Here is a 16,452-nt window from a genome sequence, read left to right as displayed (position 1 = left end):
CTAAAACTCGGATAGTTTTTTGTCTCAATTTAAAGATTTCCGCTTCGTTTCGATGTGTCTTGAAAGACGTACCCACAGTCATTAGTTTAAATGTGTCGTTATATTTAGCTATAATAAAACACCTCAAAAGTTAGATTTTGACTCTAACTTTTGAGATGCGCTTCAAGATTATATAAAAGTGTGGCTAGATAATTATAAATTCAATCGATAAATAGTCAACCAAGACACGAAATTTCATGCAACAAAAGAGTTTAAAATCCGCGTAAATTATTGTTGCATTTTACCTGCAGTATAACCGCCGTCAACCGCAAGTGTTACTCCGCTAATTTGTTTTGCAAGATCTGAGCACAAGAATACAACAGCATTTCCTTGGTCTTCCGGTGTAGACATTTCTCCAGCCGGAAGCGTTTCAAGTACTGCTTCGTATTGTTTTGGTGATGATTTTGCCCATCCTTCGATTGCAGGTGTAATGGTTGCACCTGGTGCAATAGAATTAATTGTGATGCCTTTTTTGCCGTATTCCAATGCGACGGATTTGGTTAAACCAACAATTGCATGTTTAGAGGCTGTATATGGTGCCATGTTTGGTGAACCTTCAATACCAGCACCAGATGCTGTATTGACAATTGCACCGCCTCCACTTTTCAGCATAGCATTGACTTCATGCTTGATGCAGTAAAAAGCACCATACAGATTTACTTTTAGTGTAATATCCCAATCTTTGGAATCAAGTTCGCCAATTGGCTTTAGCCCCTTGTTAATGCCTGCATTGTTATGTGCAAAGTCAAGCTTGCCAAATGTTTCAACTGTTTTATTCACAAGTGCTTTTACCTGTTCTTCGTCACTTACATCACATTTGAAAAAGGCTGCTTCACCGCCATTATCTTTGATTATTTGTACAGTTTCTTGTCCTCCCTCTTCACTTACGTCGGAAACCATTACCTTAGCTCCTGCTTTTGCTAATGCAACTGCGGCTCCTCTACCGATTCCTGAACCCGCTGCTGTTACTAAACCTGATTTTCCTTCCATCATTCCTGTCATAAAAAACACTCCTTTTTTTAAAATATATCTACCCACTAGTTTACACGGATGCTTGTGTAATACAATTAAAATGAACGTACTAATAAAATGAAATGGCTATCTGGATTATTTTTGTTTTTAGTTCCACAATCCTGCATCTTGTAATTTCTTCTTGCCAGTAAAGCAGGGATTCCTTATTTCAATCTATAATAGATGCCCGAATTTAAAACAACTTTGAATTATTTTGGCACCAGGCACCTCACTTTCTGTATAATAAAACCAAATGCGTTATTTTATACAGAAAGGATTGGTTTACCATATGAAGACCTTAAAGGATACAGCTATTTATACCGTTACAATCTTTACTACAATAGTTTTAATGAAACTTATTCTTGACCCGAGTGATCTTACAAGTATTTTCGAAAGAGGACTGTGGTTAGGAATTGGGGTTTTCCTAACTGCTCTAGCACTATTGTTTTTAATTGTGTTCTTGGTTTTGATTATAAATAGATCTATTCATAGATTGAAAAGGCCAGAAAACTGAGTAGGATTTTGAATCTGGCACCAGCTTCACTTGTATATATAAGTATATCATTATATGATAATACCCGAGTAGAGGAGGGACGACATATGATTGAAACAGAACTGATTGACATGCAACGAGCATCACAGTTATTAAAATTGCTTGGTGATAAAACGCGTTTAACAATGATGAAACTGCTCCAATCACATGAATGCTGTGTTTGTGAATTTGTCGAGATATTTAACATGAGTCAACCAGCAATCAGCCAACATCTGCGGAAACTGAAGGATATTGAATTAGTAAAAGAACAACGCAAAGGACAATGGATCTTCTATTCCATCAACAAAGGACATGAAGATTATCCATTGATCCAAAGCATCCTTGGACATCTACCAGAACAGAAGGATTCAATAGCTGAATTGGAAGCGCAAGGTTTGCGTATTTGTTGTAAATAGGGAGGGGAAAGTATAGTGAGTTCAGTTATTATCGCATCTTTAATTTTCATCATCACACTCATTTTCGTTATTTGGCAGCCACGAAACTTATCGATTGGTTGGTCTGCTTGTGGCGGCGCAATTTTAGCATTAGTATTCGGCGTAGTCGATTTCGGCGATGTCGTCGACGTAACGGGAATTGTCTGGAATGCAACGCTCGCTTTTATCGCCATCATTATAATCTCATTAATCTTGGACGAAATCGGATTCTTTGAGTGGTCGGCTCTACATATGGCGCGTTTTGCCAAGGGGAGCGGTGTCCGTATGTTCATTTACGTCAGTGTTTTAGGTGCAATCGTTGCAGCCCTATTCGCAAATGACGGGGCGGCATTGATCCTGACACCGATTGTACTGGCAATGGTACGTAATCTGAACTTCAGTGAAAAAATGATTTTTCCGTTTATCATTGCGAGTGGATTCATCGCAGATACGACTTCTTTACCGTTAGTTGTCAGTAACCTGGTCAATATCGTTTCTGCGGACTTTTTCGATATCGGTTTTGTCGAATATGCGTCACGGATGATTGTTCCTAACTTGTTTGCCTTAGTTGCAAGTATTCTTGTGTTGTATTTATTCTTCCGTAAAAGCATTCCAGGAAGCTATAAAGTATCGGATTTAAAACAACCGAGGGAAGCGATAAAGGATCTCAAGATGTTTCGATTATCTTGGATTGTCTTAGGAGTTTTACTCATTGGTTATTTCGCTAGTGAATTCATCAAGGTTCCTGTGTCGTTTGTGGCGGGTATTGTAGCTATATTTTTCTTAGTCATGGCACAAAGAAGTCCAGCGGTTCAAACGAAGCAAGTGCTAAAAGGGGCACCTTGGGCAATTGTCTTCTTCTCAATCGGCATGTACGTTGTCGTCTATGGCCTGAAAAATGCCGGCCTTACAAGTGTGTTGGCGGATGTCATTCAACTGGCAGCGGACCAAGGGCTATTTGTCGCAACGATTTCCATGGGCTTTATCGCCGCGTTTTTATCATCAATCATGAATAATATGCCAACTGTTATGATTGACGCGTTGGCCATTGCAGAAACGAATACGACAGGGACGATTCGCGAAGCACTGATTTACGCAAACGTAATCGGGTCGGATTTAGGTCCGAAAATTACGCCGATCGGATCGCTTGCTACGTTGTTGTGGTTGCATGTCCTTTCACAAAAAGGTGTTAAAATCAGTTGGGGAACCTACTTTAAAGTTGGTATTATTTTAACGATTCCTACACTCTTCATAACACTGATTGGTTTGTATGTATGGTTATTGATCATCTAAATCACACAGGAAAAGGAGTGTTTACTAATGACTAAAAAGGTATTGTATTTCCTATGTACGGGCAACTCTTGCCGTAGCCAAATGGCTGAAGGATGGGGTGAAAAGGTGCTTGGGAAAGACTGGGAAGTTTGTAGCGCAGGAATTGAGGCCCACGGAGTAAACCCGAATGCCGTTAAAGCGATGAACGAAGTGGGAATTACTATTTCACATCAAACCTCGGATATCATTGATATGCAAATTCTTAACAATGCAGATCTTATAGTTACCCTTTGTGGGGATGCAGCCGACAAGTGTCCAATGACACCACCCCATATAAAGCGTGAACATTGGGGATTCGATGACCCTGCGAAAGCAGAAGGGACAGATGCAGAGAAATGGGCGTTTTTCCAACGTGTCCGTGATGGGATAGGTTCTAGGATAGAACACTTTGCGAAATATGGTGAGTAATTGAAACAAGTTGGGGATATATATCCCGGTTTTCATCATTAAAAATAATAGTATTCAAGACAGAAAAGGCACAAAATAAGCCGGGAATGAGCGTGATAGCTCATTCCTGGCTTTTAAAATTACTTTTTCTTCTTCGAATAAGGTCTTATCATCAAGCCCATTTCTTTTCTTTCCTTATCAAGTGCTTTGTAAAAAGAAAACATCATCAAAATAATAATGATTGAAAACGGCAATGCAGCGATAATGAGCGCGTTTTGAAGCGCATTCAATCCTCCCGAAGATAGCAAGATCATCGCGATGGCTGCAAGTGAAACTCCCCATATTAACTTCACTGCATTTGACGGATGTAGTGAACCGTAAGTCGATTGCATTCCAAGTACGAATGTAGCAGAGTCTGCAGAAGTGATGAAGAAAACTGCAATAAGTAAGACGGCTACAATCGACAGCAACATGGATAATGGCATTGCATCAAAAACAGCGAAAAGTGTCTCTTCCGTCAATAGATTGGTCAAATCTGTCCCTTTTAGTTGGACGTCCATTGCTGTAGCTCCAAATACAGAGAACCAAAAGAAACTGATCAAAGTCGGTAACAACAGAACACCAACGAGGAATTCCCGAATCGTCCGTCCACGTGACACACGAGCGATGAATATTCCGACGAATGGCGCCCAAGAAATCCACCAAGCCCAGTAAAAGATTGTCCAATCATTAATCCATTCCCGATGACCGGCATCGACTGGAGCAGCCCGGAAACTCATGCGGGGCAAGTTTTGCAAATAAGAACCAATCGTATCCGTGAATGTATCGAAAATCAACATCGTTGGACCGAGCACTATGACAAGAATCATGAGTATTAATGCAAGAACCATGTTGGCATTCGACAAATATTTGATACCCTTACCGATGCCTGTCCAAGCAGAGGCGATAAATAAAATAGTGACGACAATGATAATGACAATTTGAACTGGAAAACTAATCGGTAAGTCGGTAAGATACGCTAGACCGCCGTTGATTTGAATAGCACCGAAACCTAGTGTTGTTGCAACTCCCACCACTGTAGCGAACACTGCGAACACATTGATCATTGTTCCGGTATGCCCATCCATCGTTTTACCGAAAAGAGGTTTTAACGTAGAGGATACCAACCCGGGTTCGCCTTTTCTAAATTGGAAGTAGGCAAGCGACATGGCAACGACAGCGTAAATTCCCCATGCATGAATCCCCCAATGGAAGAACGTAAAGCGCATTGATTCACGGAAGGCTTCCTTACTTCCAGGCTCCGCTGTTGCCGTATCTATGGCAAAATGAGACAGCGGTTCCGCGGCACCCCAGAAGACAAGACCAATACCCATACCTGCCGAGAATAGCATCGCAAACCAGCTTATACGAGAATATTCGGGCTCTTCGTCCGGCTTTCCAAGCGTGATTTGCCCCATTGGACTAACGATGAAGAACAAACAAAAGAGTACGATGCCCGTAACGACAAGCAAGTAATACCATCCAAAAGATGAAGTGATAAAATTCTTCATGTTATTTGTGACAGATTCAAAATTTTCGGGTGCGAGTGCCCCGTATAATACAGCTACAAATACAAGTGCGAGTGTAATCCAAAATACACTCGAAATCTTTTTCATATAATCACCTATGCTTCCTTTGAAATGATAAGTGTACATTGTTCAGCTTAATTTTGCCACAATCCGGTCTAGATATGCAATGCGTGTTCAGAGCGAATACTATATTTATTCCCTTCTCCTGAAATATGTAAACCGGAAAAAGCTTACATTCAAAAAAAGGATATTTCCACCTCATAGTGGAAATATCCTTTCAATATAAAAGCTTTTTTAGAGTAAATAAATTTAATTCATCAAAAACATGTAAACGAATCAATTCGATCTAGATCAACGCCTAGGTACTCCCATCTTCTACGTCTGTTGTTCCATCTGAATCCGGCAACTGAAGTCCTTCCAACAAATGTTGGGTAAAACCAGAAACCTTCTCGTCTTGACAACCAGACATACGTATTCCTATACATACACCCACCAATTGCACCAGGATCCACTGCGCGCAACTGTGGACCTGTAGATTTATTGTCAGGATACGGTGGAGTCATATTAGGTGGCGGTGATGTTGGACCTTGGTGTTGTCCAGAAGAGCCTCCACCAGGCGGGAATCCAGGCGACCCGTGTCCAGGAAAACCTCCACCAGGCGGGAACCCAGGCGACCCGTGTCCAGGGAAACCTCCGCCGGGCGGGAATCCAGGTGACCCATGTCCGGGAAAGCCTCCACCAGGCGGGAATCCATGCGACCCATGTCCAGGAAAGCCTCCGCCGGGCGGGAATCCAGGTGACCCATGTCCGGGAAAGCCTCCACCAGGCGGGAATCCATGCGACCCATGTCCAGGAAAGCCTCCGCCGAATGAAAACCCTGACATTCCCATTCCGGGATGCCATCCACCCATTTCCTGTCCGTGCATCCTTGGAGCTGATTGCTCTTGATAACCTTCAGGTAGTTTGGGATACCACTGTTGTTCTCCGTATTCTCCCGATTGATTGTTTACCATTCGTTCACTCCTTCCAAGCGATTCTTCCTAGCGTATGCAACGCTAGATGAAAAGGAGTGGACTCTTTGTATTTTGTTTGGAATGAGCGCAAAAAAGTCGAAGTAGCTGATGCAACTTCGAATTTCTTGCATTTACACGTGTGCTAAACTTGTGAAGTGATCATAAACCATGGAGAAGCGATCAATCTGCGGGGAGAAGCGCTCAAAAAACAGAAGAAGCGATCAATCCCCATGGGGAAGCGCTCAAAAAACAAGTCAAGCGATCAATCCCCATGGAGAAGCGCTCAAAAAACAAGTCAAGCGATCAATCCCCATGGAGAAGCGCTCAAAAAACAAGTCAAGCGATCAATCCCCATGGAGAAGCGCCCAAAAAACAAAAAAAGCGATCAATCCCCACACCAAAAATAAATCAACCTACATAGGAGGAACTACTTATCATGCAATCTGAAACAAAACCACATATTCTACTAATCGACGGGATGGCTCTCCTGTTTCGATCGTTTTTTGCGACATCTGCAATGGGACACTATTTTCCAAATGCTGCAGGTACGCCGACAAATGGAGTCCAGGGATTTGCCCGTCACACGATGACCGCGATGAGTATTTTCAAGCCTACGCATATGGCAGTTTGCTGGGATATGGGCGCACATACATTCCGCAACGAGCTCTTTGATGGCTATAAAGCACATCGTCCGGCACCTGCCCCGGAACTTGTTCCACAGTTCGATATGGCACGTACTGTGTCGGAAACAATCGGATGGAAAAATTACGGGATTCCGGGAATGGAAGCGGACGACCTGATTGGCTCCATTATCGAAACGTGGACGGATAAAGCGGAAATCACAGTTGTCACGGGAGACAAAGACCTTCTTCAATTACTAAGGCCTGGTGTGCACATTGCACTCGTGAAGAAAGGGTATGCCATTTACGACTTGTATACAGACGAACGATTCGTAGATGAATACGGTATTTCACCTATTCAATTCATCGAAACGAAAGCTTTCACTGGCGATGCAAGCGACGGCTATCCAGGCGTTAAAGGAATTGGTCCTAAGACTGCCCTGAAATTAATTAAAGAATACGGTTCAGTTGAAGGCGTAGTCGAATCGCTTCATGAGTTGACGCCTGCAATCCGGAAGAAGATCACAGAGAATATGGATATGCTACTTTTATCAAGAAAACTTGCGGAAATCCATTGTAGTCTTGAGATGGACGAACCGCTGGAAGAATTAGAGATTCCAGTTTACGATTCTAGAATTAGGGAATTGATTGAAAAAGAGGGGTATACTATGATTACTAAACAAGCTGACTCTCTTTATTTAAACTAGTTAAGTTGAACAAATGATTCTATATATTTCCCAAGCGCCTCGCGGTGTTAGAAGGATTCTTTACGTCAATATATAAAGTAAAGAAAGGAAAGATAGATGGATGAATGAATTTCTGACGAAAATCAGCCAAAAAACTATTGCACAAACGCTTGTCAATTTAGGCCTATCATTCGGACGTATAAACAGCTTTGCCACACTGAAACAGGCATTGGATTTTGTAGATTGAAGAAACCCTGTTCAAATCTATTGATTTGAACAGGGTTTTCACGATTCAGCGGGCCTAATCTTTACAAAAGAAAGTACTTTTTGGTTTCGATTAAAAGAGATATGACGGATACGGCTTTCTCTATCGCGACCACCATTATCGTGGATTGCGAGAATAACATCATTCCCGCGCTGTTCAAAACCGATGATGGGTACCCAGTGATAATCAAAGTCATAGTCACCCCGCCAACGGAAGGCAAACCACTTATCAAACTTTGCTGCAACAAGGCGACCATCATTGATTTCTCGTTTTACATCTTCAATCGTACACGCTGCAACATGCCATTTTGGACCCAGTGTTTTTTGCATATTATGGATGAACCGTCTTTTGAATAAACCAATTTTTGTTCCGCCAAGTATGCGGTACAAATCATTCACGCTGTGTGAAAATGAGTTGGGCAGGAGATGTTGCATCATAACAAATGCCGTAACAGGCCCACAAGCAGAAGATTGCAATGATTTTTTAATTGAATCGTCAAATTGGGATGTCCCGTTCACATTTAGGATGGTTTTCATTCATCCCCCTCCTTTACTAGTGAAGTAGTTTTCCCTTCAGTAAATCGTTCATTCCCGAACATCGTTACAATTGTATTCATAGTATATGAATACAAAAAAGCGCCAAAGGATAGAAGGGAATCTATCGATTGACGCCACTTTCAGTTATTCGTTAACATTATCAAGAAAAGCAGTCACCTGTGATGGTGATTTTGCGTTTGCACTATGGAGATGGTCTTTCTTTTCGCCGTTTTGGAAAATAAGTAAACTTGGAATGCCCATAACGTCGTACTTATCCGCGATTTCGGGTAGAACATCACGGTCCACATCGTACCAAGTATACATACTATACTCTTCAACGATCGGATCAATGAACATATCCATCCGTTTGCAGTCAGGGCACCAGTCGGCTTCAAATTTAATAAGTGTTTTAGAATCACCGGAAATAATTTCGTTGAATTGCTCAGTAGTTGTAATTGATTTCATTTTAAGTCACTCCTTCTATAAGAGTAGTGTACAACGATTTCAAAACGGGGGATAGTGAAACGAACTGCTATGGAAAATTACCTTCATTTACAAGTTTTTTAGATTTAAATATTGCGAAAATGCAAAGAATGTTCTACACTAGAGTTATAGAAATGGTTTCTATTTTTTTTGCCCATAAAATGAATGAGCACTCATTCAAAACGAAAAGGGAGGCTTCGCACGTGACTTATCAAATTAAAAAAGCGGCAGTTTTAGGTTCAGGCGTTATGGGATCAGGCATCGCTGCTCATCTTGCAAATATTGGAATCCCGGTGCTTCTTTTAGATATCGTTCCAAACAAATTGACAACGGACGAAGAAGCGAAAGGTCTTACTTTAGAAGACAGTCAAGTACGAAACAAAATCGCGGCAGGAGCAAAACAAAAACTATTGAAACAAAAACCTTCACCACTAACGACGAAAAGCTCTCTTTCACTTATTGAAACAGGGAACTTTGAAGACGACCTAGCAATGTTAAAAGACGTTGACTGGATTATTGAAGTCATTGTTGAAAACTTAGATGTTAAAAAAGGGTTATATGAAAAAATCGATGCTGTACGTAAACCAGGCACGATTATAAGTTCAAATACTTCAGGAATCAGTATTGAAGCGATGGCAGAGGGACGTACAGAAGATTTCCAAAAGCATTTCCTTGGAACTCACTTTTTCAACCCGCCACGCTATTTGAAACTACTTGAAATAATTCCGGCAAGCACAACGGATGCAGGAGTAGTAGACTTCATGACTGCATTCGGTGAAGACCGTCTTGGTAAAGGTGTTGTTATTGCAAAAGATACACCGAACTTCATCGCAAACCGAATCGGTACATACGGCCTTCTCGTAACGCTGCGTGAAATGGAAAAGCGTGGATACTCTATCGGAGAAGTCGATTCAGTAACAGGGACATTGATTGGTCGTCCAAAATCAGCTACATTTCGTACACTGGATGTTGTAGGTCTCGATACGTTCATGCATGTAGCGAAAAACGCTTACGATAAAACGGAAGGCGAAGAACAAAAAGTGTTCGAATTACCAGCCTTCATGAAAACGATGATTGACAATGGCTGGATTGGTGCAAAGGCGAAACAAGGATTCTTCTTGAAAAAAGATAAAGAAATTCTTGAACTCGATCCTGAAACACTTGAATACGGACCGATGAAGAAATTGAAAACGCCTTCAATTGAAATGGCGAAGCAACAAAAAGGACTTGCGAACAAAGTGAAAGCACTCGTCTATGCGGATGACCGCACAGGAGAATTGCTTTGGAATATTATCGCTCCAACACTTCGTTACTCTGCGGAACTGCATGGTGAAATTGCTGACGATATCGTCGCAATCGACAATGCCATGAAATGGGGCTTCGGTTGGCAGCAAGGACCATTTGAAATTTGGGACGCAGTCGGCGTAGAAAAATCAATTGCCAAGATGAAAGAAGAAGGAGAAACAGTTCCTGCTTTCGCTCAACAACTGCTAGACAAAGGCTATGAAACTTTCTATAAAGAAGAAGACAACGAACTTTATTTCTTCGATGGAGAAGGATATAAGAAGGTAGTCGTAAATGAAAAAGTAATTAATCTAAAACGTTATAAGAAAAAACACGGCGTCATCAAGAAGAATACAGGCGCAAGCTTAATCGACCTTGGAGATGGAGTTGCACTACTTGAATTCCATTCACAGGCGAATGCAATCGGACCTGACATCGTACAAATGATCAATTTCGCAGTGGATGAAGTTGAAAAGAACTTCAAAGGCCTTGTCATCGGTAACCAAGGTAAAAACTTCTGTGTAGGTGCAAACCTTGGCATGATTTTGATGGAAGCTCAGGATGATAATATTTTCGAACTTGATTTCACTGTTCGTTCTTTCCAAAACGCAATGCTGAAGATTAAATACTCTACAAAACCTGTTGTTGCAGCACCTTTCCAGATGACACTTGGCGGTGGAGCGGAAGTATGTTTACCGGCTGCTCATATTCAAGCATCTATGGAAACATATATGGGACTTGTCGAAGCGGGTGTCGGTTTAATACCTGGCGGTGGCGGTAACGTTGGTCTTTATGCAAAACACTTAAAGGGATTGCCGAATGGCGTTCATGTTGACTACCAATATGTAGCGAACAAAGTGTTCGAATCGATTGCAATGGCAAAAGTATCGACATCTGGAGAAGAAGCGAGAGAAAATAATTTCTTGGACTTTGCGGATGGCATCAGTGTGAACCCAGATCATTTGATTTACGATGCGAAACAAACTGCAATCGCATTGCATGACAATGGCTACGTAGCACCTAAACGACAAAAACTTCCAGTCACTGGAGATTCAGGATATGCAACGATGCTACTTGGCGCGGAAGGCATGTTCGCTTCAGGATTCATCAGCGAGCATGACTTGAAAATTGCAAAAAAATTAGCTTTCGTATTATCAGGCGGAACAGTGCCATACGGAACGTTGGTTGATGAACAATATATGTTGGATCTCGAACGCGAGGCCTTCTTGAGCCTAGTAGCGGAACCGAAATCACAACAACGTATGCAACACATGCTTCTAAAAGGGAAGCCACTACGTAACTAAATATGCTTAATAGATAGAACGTACGGACGTACAGCAAAGAGGAGGAAAATCAATGCGTGAAGCAGTACTAGTGGCCGGTGCACGTACACCGGTCGGAAAAGCAGGCAGGGGCTCTCTTGTTACGGTTCGCCCTGACGATTTAGGAGCATTGGCAATTAGAGAAACATTGAAACGTGCTGGAGACTATGACGGAGCAATCGATGATTTAATCATCGGTTGCGCAATGCCGGAAGCGGAACAAGGCATGAACGTTGCACGTAATATCGGAGCGCTTGCGGGATTACCGGATACGACTCCTGCAATTACAGTGAACCGTTTCTGTTCTTCAGGGCTACAATCGATTGCCTATGGCGCAGAACGCATTATGCTGGGTCACTCACAGGCGATTATCGCGGGTGGCGTTGAGTCGATGAGTATGGTCCCGATGATGGGGAATACGATTCGACCAAACTTCCATTTAGCAGAAACGATGCCCGAATATTATATGGGAATGGGACATACGGCAGAACAAGTTGCTGTTAAATATGGCGTTAGTCGTGAGGACCAGGATGCATTTGCAGTCCGCTCACATGAATTGGCCGGTGCAGCGATTGCAGCAGGGAAATTCAACGATGACATCGTACCTGTTGAAGTCGTTAAGCGCTCTGTTGATGATAACGGTAAATACAGCGAGAAGAAATTCACGTTCGAAATGGATGAAGGCGTTCGTAAAGGAACAAGCATGGAAGGTCTAGCAAGACTACGCCCGGCATTCAATGTTAGAGGTAGTGTTACAGCAGGTAACTCTTCACAAACATCCGATGGCGCAGGCGCTGTTCTGCTAATGGATCGTGAAGTGGCAGAAGCACAAGGACTTAAGCCAATCGCGAAGTTCCGTTCATTCGCTGTAGGCGGCGTGCCCCCAGAAGTAATGGGCATCGGACCGACCGTAGCAGTTCCAAAAGCACTTAAACTAGCAGGCTTATCAATAGAGGATATCGACCTTTGGGAATTAAACGAAGCATTCGCTTCACAATCCCTTCAAGTTATCCGTCACTTAGGACTCGACATGGACAAAGTGAATGTAAACGGCGGAGCAATCGCACTCGGGCATCCACTTGGTGCAACAGGATCTATATTGACAATCCGCATGATGAGCGAATTAAAACGTCAAGGTAAACAATTCGGCGTCGTCACAATGTGCATCGGCGGCGGAATGGGCGCAGCAGCCGTCTTTGAATTACTGTAAATCATAAAAATAAAAATGCATATAACCCAAGGAGGAAATCATAATGACTGAATTGAAAACAAACGAGTTAATTAAAGGCGGAGCATTTTTAGTCGAAGACATCGAATTGGATCGCGTATTTACACCAGAAGACTTTTCCGACGAGCAAAAAATGATCGCAAAAACAACAGAAGACTACGTGAAAAACGAAGTGCTTCCAGTTGTAGAAAACCTAGAAAATCATGAATTCGACCACTCAGTTAGACTACTTAAAACTGCAGGGGACCTCGGTCTTCTAGGAGCGGATGTTCCTGAAGAATACGGTGGCCTTGGTCTTGACAAAATCTCATCTGCATTAATCTCTGAAAAAATGTCGGTTGCAGGTGGTTTCTCAATCACCCACGGCGCACATGTAGGTATCGGTACATTACCAATCGTTCTTTTCGGAAATGAAGACCAAAAGAATAAATACTTACCTAACTCGGTAGCTGGAGACAAAATCTCAGCATACGCATTAACTGAGCCAGGATCAGGATCTGACGCACTAGGTGCGAAAACAACTGCTAAATTGAACGATGCAGGCACGCATTACATCCTAAATGGTGAAAAACAGTGGATTACAAACGCTGGATTTGCAGATGTATTTGTTGTCTATGCAAAAATTGATGGCGACAAGTTCTCCGCTTTCATCGTTGAAAAAGTGTTCCCGGGCGTTTCAGTAGGTGCTGAAGAGAAGAAAATGGGTATCAAATCATCTTCAACGCGTACACTCATCCTTCAAGACGCGGAAGTTCCAGTTGAAAATCTACTTGGCGAAGTTGGCCGTGGTCATGTGATTGCCTTCAATATCCTAAATATTGGCCGCTACAAACTAGGGGTAGGCACAATCGGCGGATCGAAACGTGCTCTTGAACTAGCAATCTCGTATACGAACCAGCGTCAACAGTTCAAAACACCAATTTCTTCATTCAACCTAACAAAACAAAAATTGGCGACAATGGCATCTAAATTGTATGCATCGGAAAGCTTGATTTATCGTACGGTCGGCTACTTCGAAGAGCGTCAAAGTCAAATGAGCATAGAAGAACAAAAAGACGGAAAAGCAATTGCAGCAGCAATCGCTGAATACGCAATCGAATGTTCTATCAACAAAGTAGTCGGATCAGAAGTATTGGATTACATCGTTGACGAAGCCGTTCAACTTCACGGTGGATATGGCTTCATGCAAGAATATGAAGTGGAACGCATTTACCGCGATTCACGCATCAACCGTATTTTTGAAGGTACAAATGAAATTAACCGCTTAATCGTTCCAGGAACATTCTTGAAAAAAGCGATGAAAGGCGAATTGCCACTTCTACAACAAGCACAAGCGTTACAAGGTGAGCTTCTTTCAATGATGCCTGAAGAAATCGGTGAAGAAGCACTTGCACAGGAAAAAGCACTTGTGAAAAACGCGAAGAAAATCGGTCTTCTTGCAGCAGGTATGGCCGCACAACGGTACGGCACGAAACTAGAGGCAGAACAAGAAGTTCTAATAAACATCGCAGATATCGCAAATAATCTTTTTGCAATGGAATCTGCCGTTCTTCGTACGGAAAAAGCAATTGCACGTGATGGAGAAGAAAAAGCACAACAAAAAATCCTTTACACGCAAATCTTCTGTCAAGAAGCATTCGAAGAAATCGAAAGAGATGCGAAAGAAACACTTCTTGCAGCTGTCGAAGGCGACAACCAACGCATGATGATGTCTGCATTACGCAAATTAACACGTTCTAACCCGTACAACATCATTGCAAAAAAACGCGAAGCTTCCGTAAAACTTATCGAAGCTGAGAAATTCATCGTCTAATTCTTTTTGTAAGGTGTAAGTTGCGGATACCTTTTGGTGTCCGCAACTTTTTTTGCTATACTGATGAAAATGGAGGTGCTAAAGAATGGGGCTTACCTATTACAGTTATCCTAAATGCGGTACATGCAGGAAAGCGAAGAAGTGGCTTGAGACGAACGGTCTACAATTTGAAGAAGTAAATATCGCCGAAAATCCTCCAACGGAAGACCAGCTTAGTGAGATGATTGCTATTTCGGGTTTGGATATTAAAAAGTTCTTTAACGTTAGTGGCATGAAATATAGAGAACTGAATGTCAAAGATAAATTACCGGCAATGACGGATGAAGAAAAGATTCGCTTACTGGCAACTGATGGTATGTTGATGAAAAGACCGCTTGTATATGGCAATGGAAAAGTAACAGTCGGGTTTAAAGAAGATGATTTCGACAATGTATGGAAAGGATGACTCCTACCTTGTCTTTGTTCATGAAATATGTCAAAATTGAATAGAATGAATATAACTTTTTGGAGGGGTACGGAATGAGCACACCAAAAGATCTGCGTTATTCTGAAGAGCACGAATGGGTTAAAGAAGAAGGCGGTAACTACCGCATTGGAATTACACACTTTGCACAATCTGAACTTGGCGATATCGTTTTCGTTGAGCTACCACAAGTAGGCGACGATGTGAAAGCGGACGAGCCATTCGGAAGTGTTGAATCTGTTAAAACAGTTTCTGAGCTTTATGCGCCTATCAGCGGTAAAGTACTAGAAGTCAACGCAGGACTAGAAGACAGCCCTGAATTCGTTAACGAATCTCCATACGGAAATGCATGGATGATTGTTGTCGAGCCTTCTGACAAAGCTGAAATAGACGCACTTATGTCTGCAGAAGACTACGAGAAAATGACTGTTGGAGAATAATTGAATTGTAAAGCGCCGGTCTAGTTCCGGCGTTTTTTGTATATATAGACTATAGATAATGCGAGGTGAAGTCCTTGTGAATGAAGAAAAAGTACTAATCGTAGAAGGTGGCTCGGACCGGAAACGACTGCAAAGAATTGTAGCTGAACCTGTTGAAATAATTTGTACGAATGGAACGGTAAGTCCATATCGGCTTGAGGAATTACTAGAAGCATATGAAGAACGGGAGTTATACGTTTTCCTGGATGCTGATGAATCGGGAGAGAAAATCCGTCATTTATTTAAGAGGGAATTCCATTCCGCCATTCATCTATATACGGAAAAAGTATACAAGGAAGTTGAAACTACACCTTTCAAGGTACTGGCTACTATTCTTACCGAAGCGGGATTTAAGGTCCACCCACAATTTTTACTATGAAGGATGAGTTGAATGGAAAATTGGACACGCAAAGAGTGGGAAAGTACAATCTTGGATAACAAAACATCAGTATTTTATTTATATACCCCGATGTGTGGTACATGCGCAGTGGCTTCAAAAATGATGGAGGTCGTATCCGTTATGAAACCGGACACACCAATGGGTAAGGCGGATTTAAATTACGTGCAAAGCATCGCAGTGGACTATGAAATTGAAAGCGTGCCTTGTCTGCTTATCCAAAAAGACGGCGTCATTAAACATAAAATTTATGCATTTCAATCTGTTCCTTACCTACTTGAAAAAATCGGTTGACACACTGGTTGAAAACATGATAGATTAGTTCATATCAAACAATTGAATATGTCGCTCTTATTAAGAGAGGTGGAGGGATAGTGCCCTATGAAGCCCGGCAACCGTCACGAAAGTGAAATGGTGCCAAGTCACACAAAGCTAATGCTTTGAAAGATGAGAGATCGGATAACCGTTATTAACTATAACCGTTTAGCCTTTCTGCTTGTCTGCAGGAGGGCTTTTTATATTAAAGAAAAGCGAAAGGCGCCTGCTAAGACGCGACAGGC

General features: G+C 42.1%; 17 protein-coding genes and 1 riboswitch. Of the genes, 12 read left to right on the top strand and 5 right to left on the bottom strand.

From position 1 onward, the window contains the following. Positions 1-267 precede the first annotated feature (267 nt). Positions 268-1,041, bottom strand: coding sequence for an SDR family NAD(P)-dependent oxidoreductase (locus FILTAD_RS12855; RefSeq protein WP_124071373.1), 774 nt, complete (start codon positions 1,039-1,041; stop codon positions 268-270). 609 nt (positions 1,042-1,650) lie between these two features. On the opposite strand from FILTAD_RS12855, the gene FILTAD_RS12850 reads away from it, so the two are divergent. The 3 genes from FILTAD_RS12850 to arsC are packed head-to-tail and all read left to right on the top strand — an operon-like array spanning position 1,651 to position 3,756. Beyond that, positions 1,651-1,998 (top strand): ArsR/SmtB family transcription factor, encoded by a 348-nt coding sequence (locus FILTAD_RS12850; RefSeq protein ID WP_124071372.1) that lies wholly within the window; start codon positions 1,651-1,653, stop codon positions 1,996-1,998. A gap of 15 nt (positions 1,999-2,013) precedes the next feature. Continuing rightward, entirely contained in the window at positions 2,014-3,309 is a 1,296-nt protein-coding gene (locus tag FILTAD_RS12845; RefSeq protein ID WP_124071371.1) for an arsenic transporter, read from the top strand. Between the two features lie 27 nt (positions 3,310-3,336). Further along, positions 3,337-3,756, top strand: coding sequence for an arsenate reductase (thioredoxin) (gene arsC, locus FILTAD_RS12840; RefSeq protein WP_124071370.1), 420 nt, complete (start codon positions 3,337-3,339; stop codon positions 3,754-3,756). A 119-nt stretch (positions 3,757-3,875) separates the two neighbouring features. Here arsC and FILTAD_RS12835 read toward each other — a convergent pair whose 3' ends face one another. Next, on the bottom strand, positions 3,876-5,390 hold the full coding sequence (locus FILTAD_RS12835; RefSeq protein WP_124071369.1) for a glycine betaine uptake BCCT transporter: 1,515 nt from the start codon (positions 5,388-5,390) through the stop codon (positions 3,876-3,878). A gap of 230 nt (positions 5,391-5,620) precedes the next feature. Then, positions 5,621-6,316 (bottom strand): hypothetical protein, encoded by a 696-nt coding sequence (locus tag FILTAD_RS12830; RefSeq protein ID WP_345788907.1) that lies wholly within the window; start codon positions 6,314-6,316, stop codon positions 5,621-5,623. A 168-nt stretch (positions 6,317-6,484) separates the two neighbouring features. Here FILTAD_RS12830 and FILTAD_RS12825 point away from each other — a divergent pair, with 168 nt between their 5' ends. Continuing rightward, positions 6,485-6,763, top strand: a complete 279-nt coding sequence (locus tag FILTAD_RS12825; RefSeq protein ID WP_124071368.1) for a hypothetical protein — start codon at positions 6,485-6,487, stop codon at positions 6,761-6,763. Beyond that, the gene (locus FILTAD_RS12820; protein WP_124071367.1) at positions 6,753-7,643 is read left to right on the top strand and encodes a 5'-3' exonuclease; all 891 of its coding nucleotides are present in this window, start codon (positions 6,753-6,755) and stop codon (positions 7,641-7,643) included. Before FILTAD_RS12825 ends, FILTAD_RS12820 begins: the two co-directional genes overlap by 11 nt. Positions 7,644-7,907: 264 nt before the next feature. On the opposite strand, the gene FILTAD_RS12815 is transcribed toward FILTAD_RS12820, so the two are convergent. Further along, positions 7,908-8,423, bottom strand: coding sequence for a cysteine peptidase family C39 domain-containing protein (locus FILTAD_RS12815; RefSeq protein ID WP_124071366.1), 516 nt, complete (start codon positions 8,421-8,423; stop codon positions 7,908-7,910). Positions 8,424-8,567: 144 nt separating this feature from the next. Next, positions 8,568-8,888 carry a thioredoxin family protein gene (locus FILTAD_RS12810; RefSeq protein ID WP_124071365.1) on the bottom strand — a complete coding sequence of 107 codons (321 nt, stop codon included), beginning with the start codon at positions 8,886-8,888 and terminating at the stop codon, positions 8,568-8,570. Between the two features lie 221 nt (positions 8,889-9,109). On the opposite strand from FILTAD_RS12810, the gene FILTAD_RS12805 reads away from it, so the two are divergent. The 7 genes from FILTAD_RS12805 to FILTAD_RS12775 all read left to right on the top strand — a co-directional run bounded on the left by FILTAD_RS12805 (position 9,110) and on the right by FILTAD_RS12775 (position 16,186). Further along, positions 9,110-11,494 carry a 3-hydroxyacyl-CoA dehydrogenase/enoyl-CoA hydratase family protein gene (locus FILTAD_RS12805; protein ID WP_124071364.1) on the top strand — a complete coding sequence of 795 codons (2,385 nt, stop codon included), beginning with the start codon at positions 9,110-9,112 and terminating at the stop codon, positions 11,492-11,494. Positions 11,495-11,546: 52 nt separating this feature from the next. Further along, complete coding sequence (locus FILTAD_RS12800) at positions 11,547-12,722, top strand: acetyl-CoA C-acetyltransferase (RefSeq protein ID WP_124071363.1); 1,176 nt, start codon at positions 11,547-11,549, stop codon at positions 12,720-12,722. Between the two features lie 43 nt (positions 12,723-12,765). Continuing rightward, positions 12,766-14,553: an acyl-CoA dehydrogenase family protein gene (locus FILTAD_RS12795; RefSeq protein WP_124071362.1), complete on the top strand. Its 1,788-nt coding sequence runs from the start codon at positions 12,766-12,768 to the stop codon at positions 14,551-14,553. 85 nt (positions 14,554-14,638) lie between these two features. Next, entirely contained in the window at positions 14,639-14,998 is a 360-nt protein-coding gene (locus FILTAD_RS12790) for an arsenate reductase family protein (RefSeq protein WP_124071361.1), read from the top strand. Positions 14,999-15,072: 74 nt separating this feature from the next. Continuing rightward, on the top strand, positions 15,073-15,456 hold the full coding sequence (gene gcvH / locus FILTAD_RS12785; RefSeq protein ID WP_124071360.1) for a glycine cleavage system protein GcvH: 384 nt from the start codon (positions 15,073-15,075) through the stop codon (positions 15,454-15,456). Positions 15,457-15,532: 76 nt separating this feature from the next. After that, entirely contained in the window at positions 15,533-15,874 is a 342-nt protein-coding gene (locus FILTAD_RS12780) for a toprim domain-containing protein (protein WP_124071359.1), read from the top strand. A gap of 12 nt (positions 15,875-15,886) precedes the next feature. Further along, positions 15,887-16,186, top strand: a complete 300-nt coding sequence (locus tag FILTAD_RS12775) for a thioredoxin family protein (RefSeq protein WP_124071358.1) — start codon at positions 15,887-15,889, stop codon at positions 16,184-16,186. A 54-nt stretch (positions 16,187-16,240) separates the two neighbouring features. After that, positions 16,241-16,346: riboswitch (SAM riboswitch) on the top strand. Positions 16,347-16,452 lie beyond the last annotated feature (106 nt).

The sequence above is a fragment of the Filibacter tadaridae genome, assembly GCF_900609045.1.
In the GTDB taxonomy this organism is placed as follows: Bacteria; Bacillota; Bacilli; order Bacillales_A; family Planococcaceae; genus Sporosarcina; species Sporosarcina tadaridae.
Note: the sequence above shows the minus strand (reverse complement) of the source record. Positions and strands in the feature narration are given on the sequence as shown.

Coding starts and splice junctions, on each gene's coding strand:
- FILTAD_RS12810 (WP_124071365.1), bottom strand. CDS start 8,888: ATGAAATCAATTACAACTACTGAGCAATTCAACGAAATTATTTCCGGT.
- gcvH (WP_124071360.1), top strand. CDS start 15,073: ATGAGCACACCAAAAGATCTGCGTTATTCTGAAGAGCACGAATGGGTT.
- FILTAD_RS12775 (WP_124071358.1), top strand. CDS start 15,887: ATGGAAAATTGGACACGCAAAGAGTGGGAAAGTACAATCTTGGATAAC.
- FILTAD_RS12820 (WP_124071367.1), top strand. CDS start 6,753: ATGCAATCTGAAACAAAACCACATATTCTACTAATCGACGGGATGGCT.
- FILTAD_RS12795 (WP_124071362.1), top strand. CDS start 12,766: ATGACTGAATTGAAAACAAACGAGTTAATTAAAGGCGGAGCATTTTTA.
- arsC (WP_124071370.1), top strand. CDS start 3,337: ATGACTAAAAAGGTATTGTATTTCCTATGTACGGGCAACTCTTGCCGT.
- FILTAD_RS12855 (WP_124071373.1), bottom strand. CDS start 1,041: ATGACAGGAATGATGGAAGGAAAATCAGGTTTAGTAACAGCAGCGGGT.
- FILTAD_RS12830 (WP_345788907.1), bottom strand. CDS start 6,316: ATGGTAAACAATCAATCGGGAGAATACGGAGAACAACAGTGGTATCCC.
- FILTAD_RS12800 (WP_124071363.1), top strand. CDS start 11,547: ATGCGTGAAGCAGTACTAGTGGCCGGTGCACGTACACCGGTCGGAAAA.
- FILTAD_RS12790 (WP_124071361.1), top strand. CDS start 14,639: ATGGGGCTTACCTATTACAGTTATCCTAAATGCGGTACATGCAGGAAA.
- FILTAD_RS12850 (WP_124071372.1), top strand. CDS start 1,651: ATGATTGAAACAGAACTGATTGACATGCAACGAGCATCACAGTTATTA.
- FILTAD_RS12835 (WP_124071369.1), bottom strand. CDS start 5,390: ATGAAAAAGATTTCGAGTGTATTTTGGATTACACTCGCACTTGTATTT.
- FILTAD_RS12815 (WP_124071366.1), bottom strand. CDS start 8,423: ATGAAAACCATCCTAAATGTGAACGGGACATCCCAATTTGACGATTCA.
- FILTAD_RS12825 (WP_124071368.1), top strand. CDS start 6,485: ATGGAGAAGCGATCAATCTGCGGGGAGAAGCGCTCAAAAAACAGAAGA.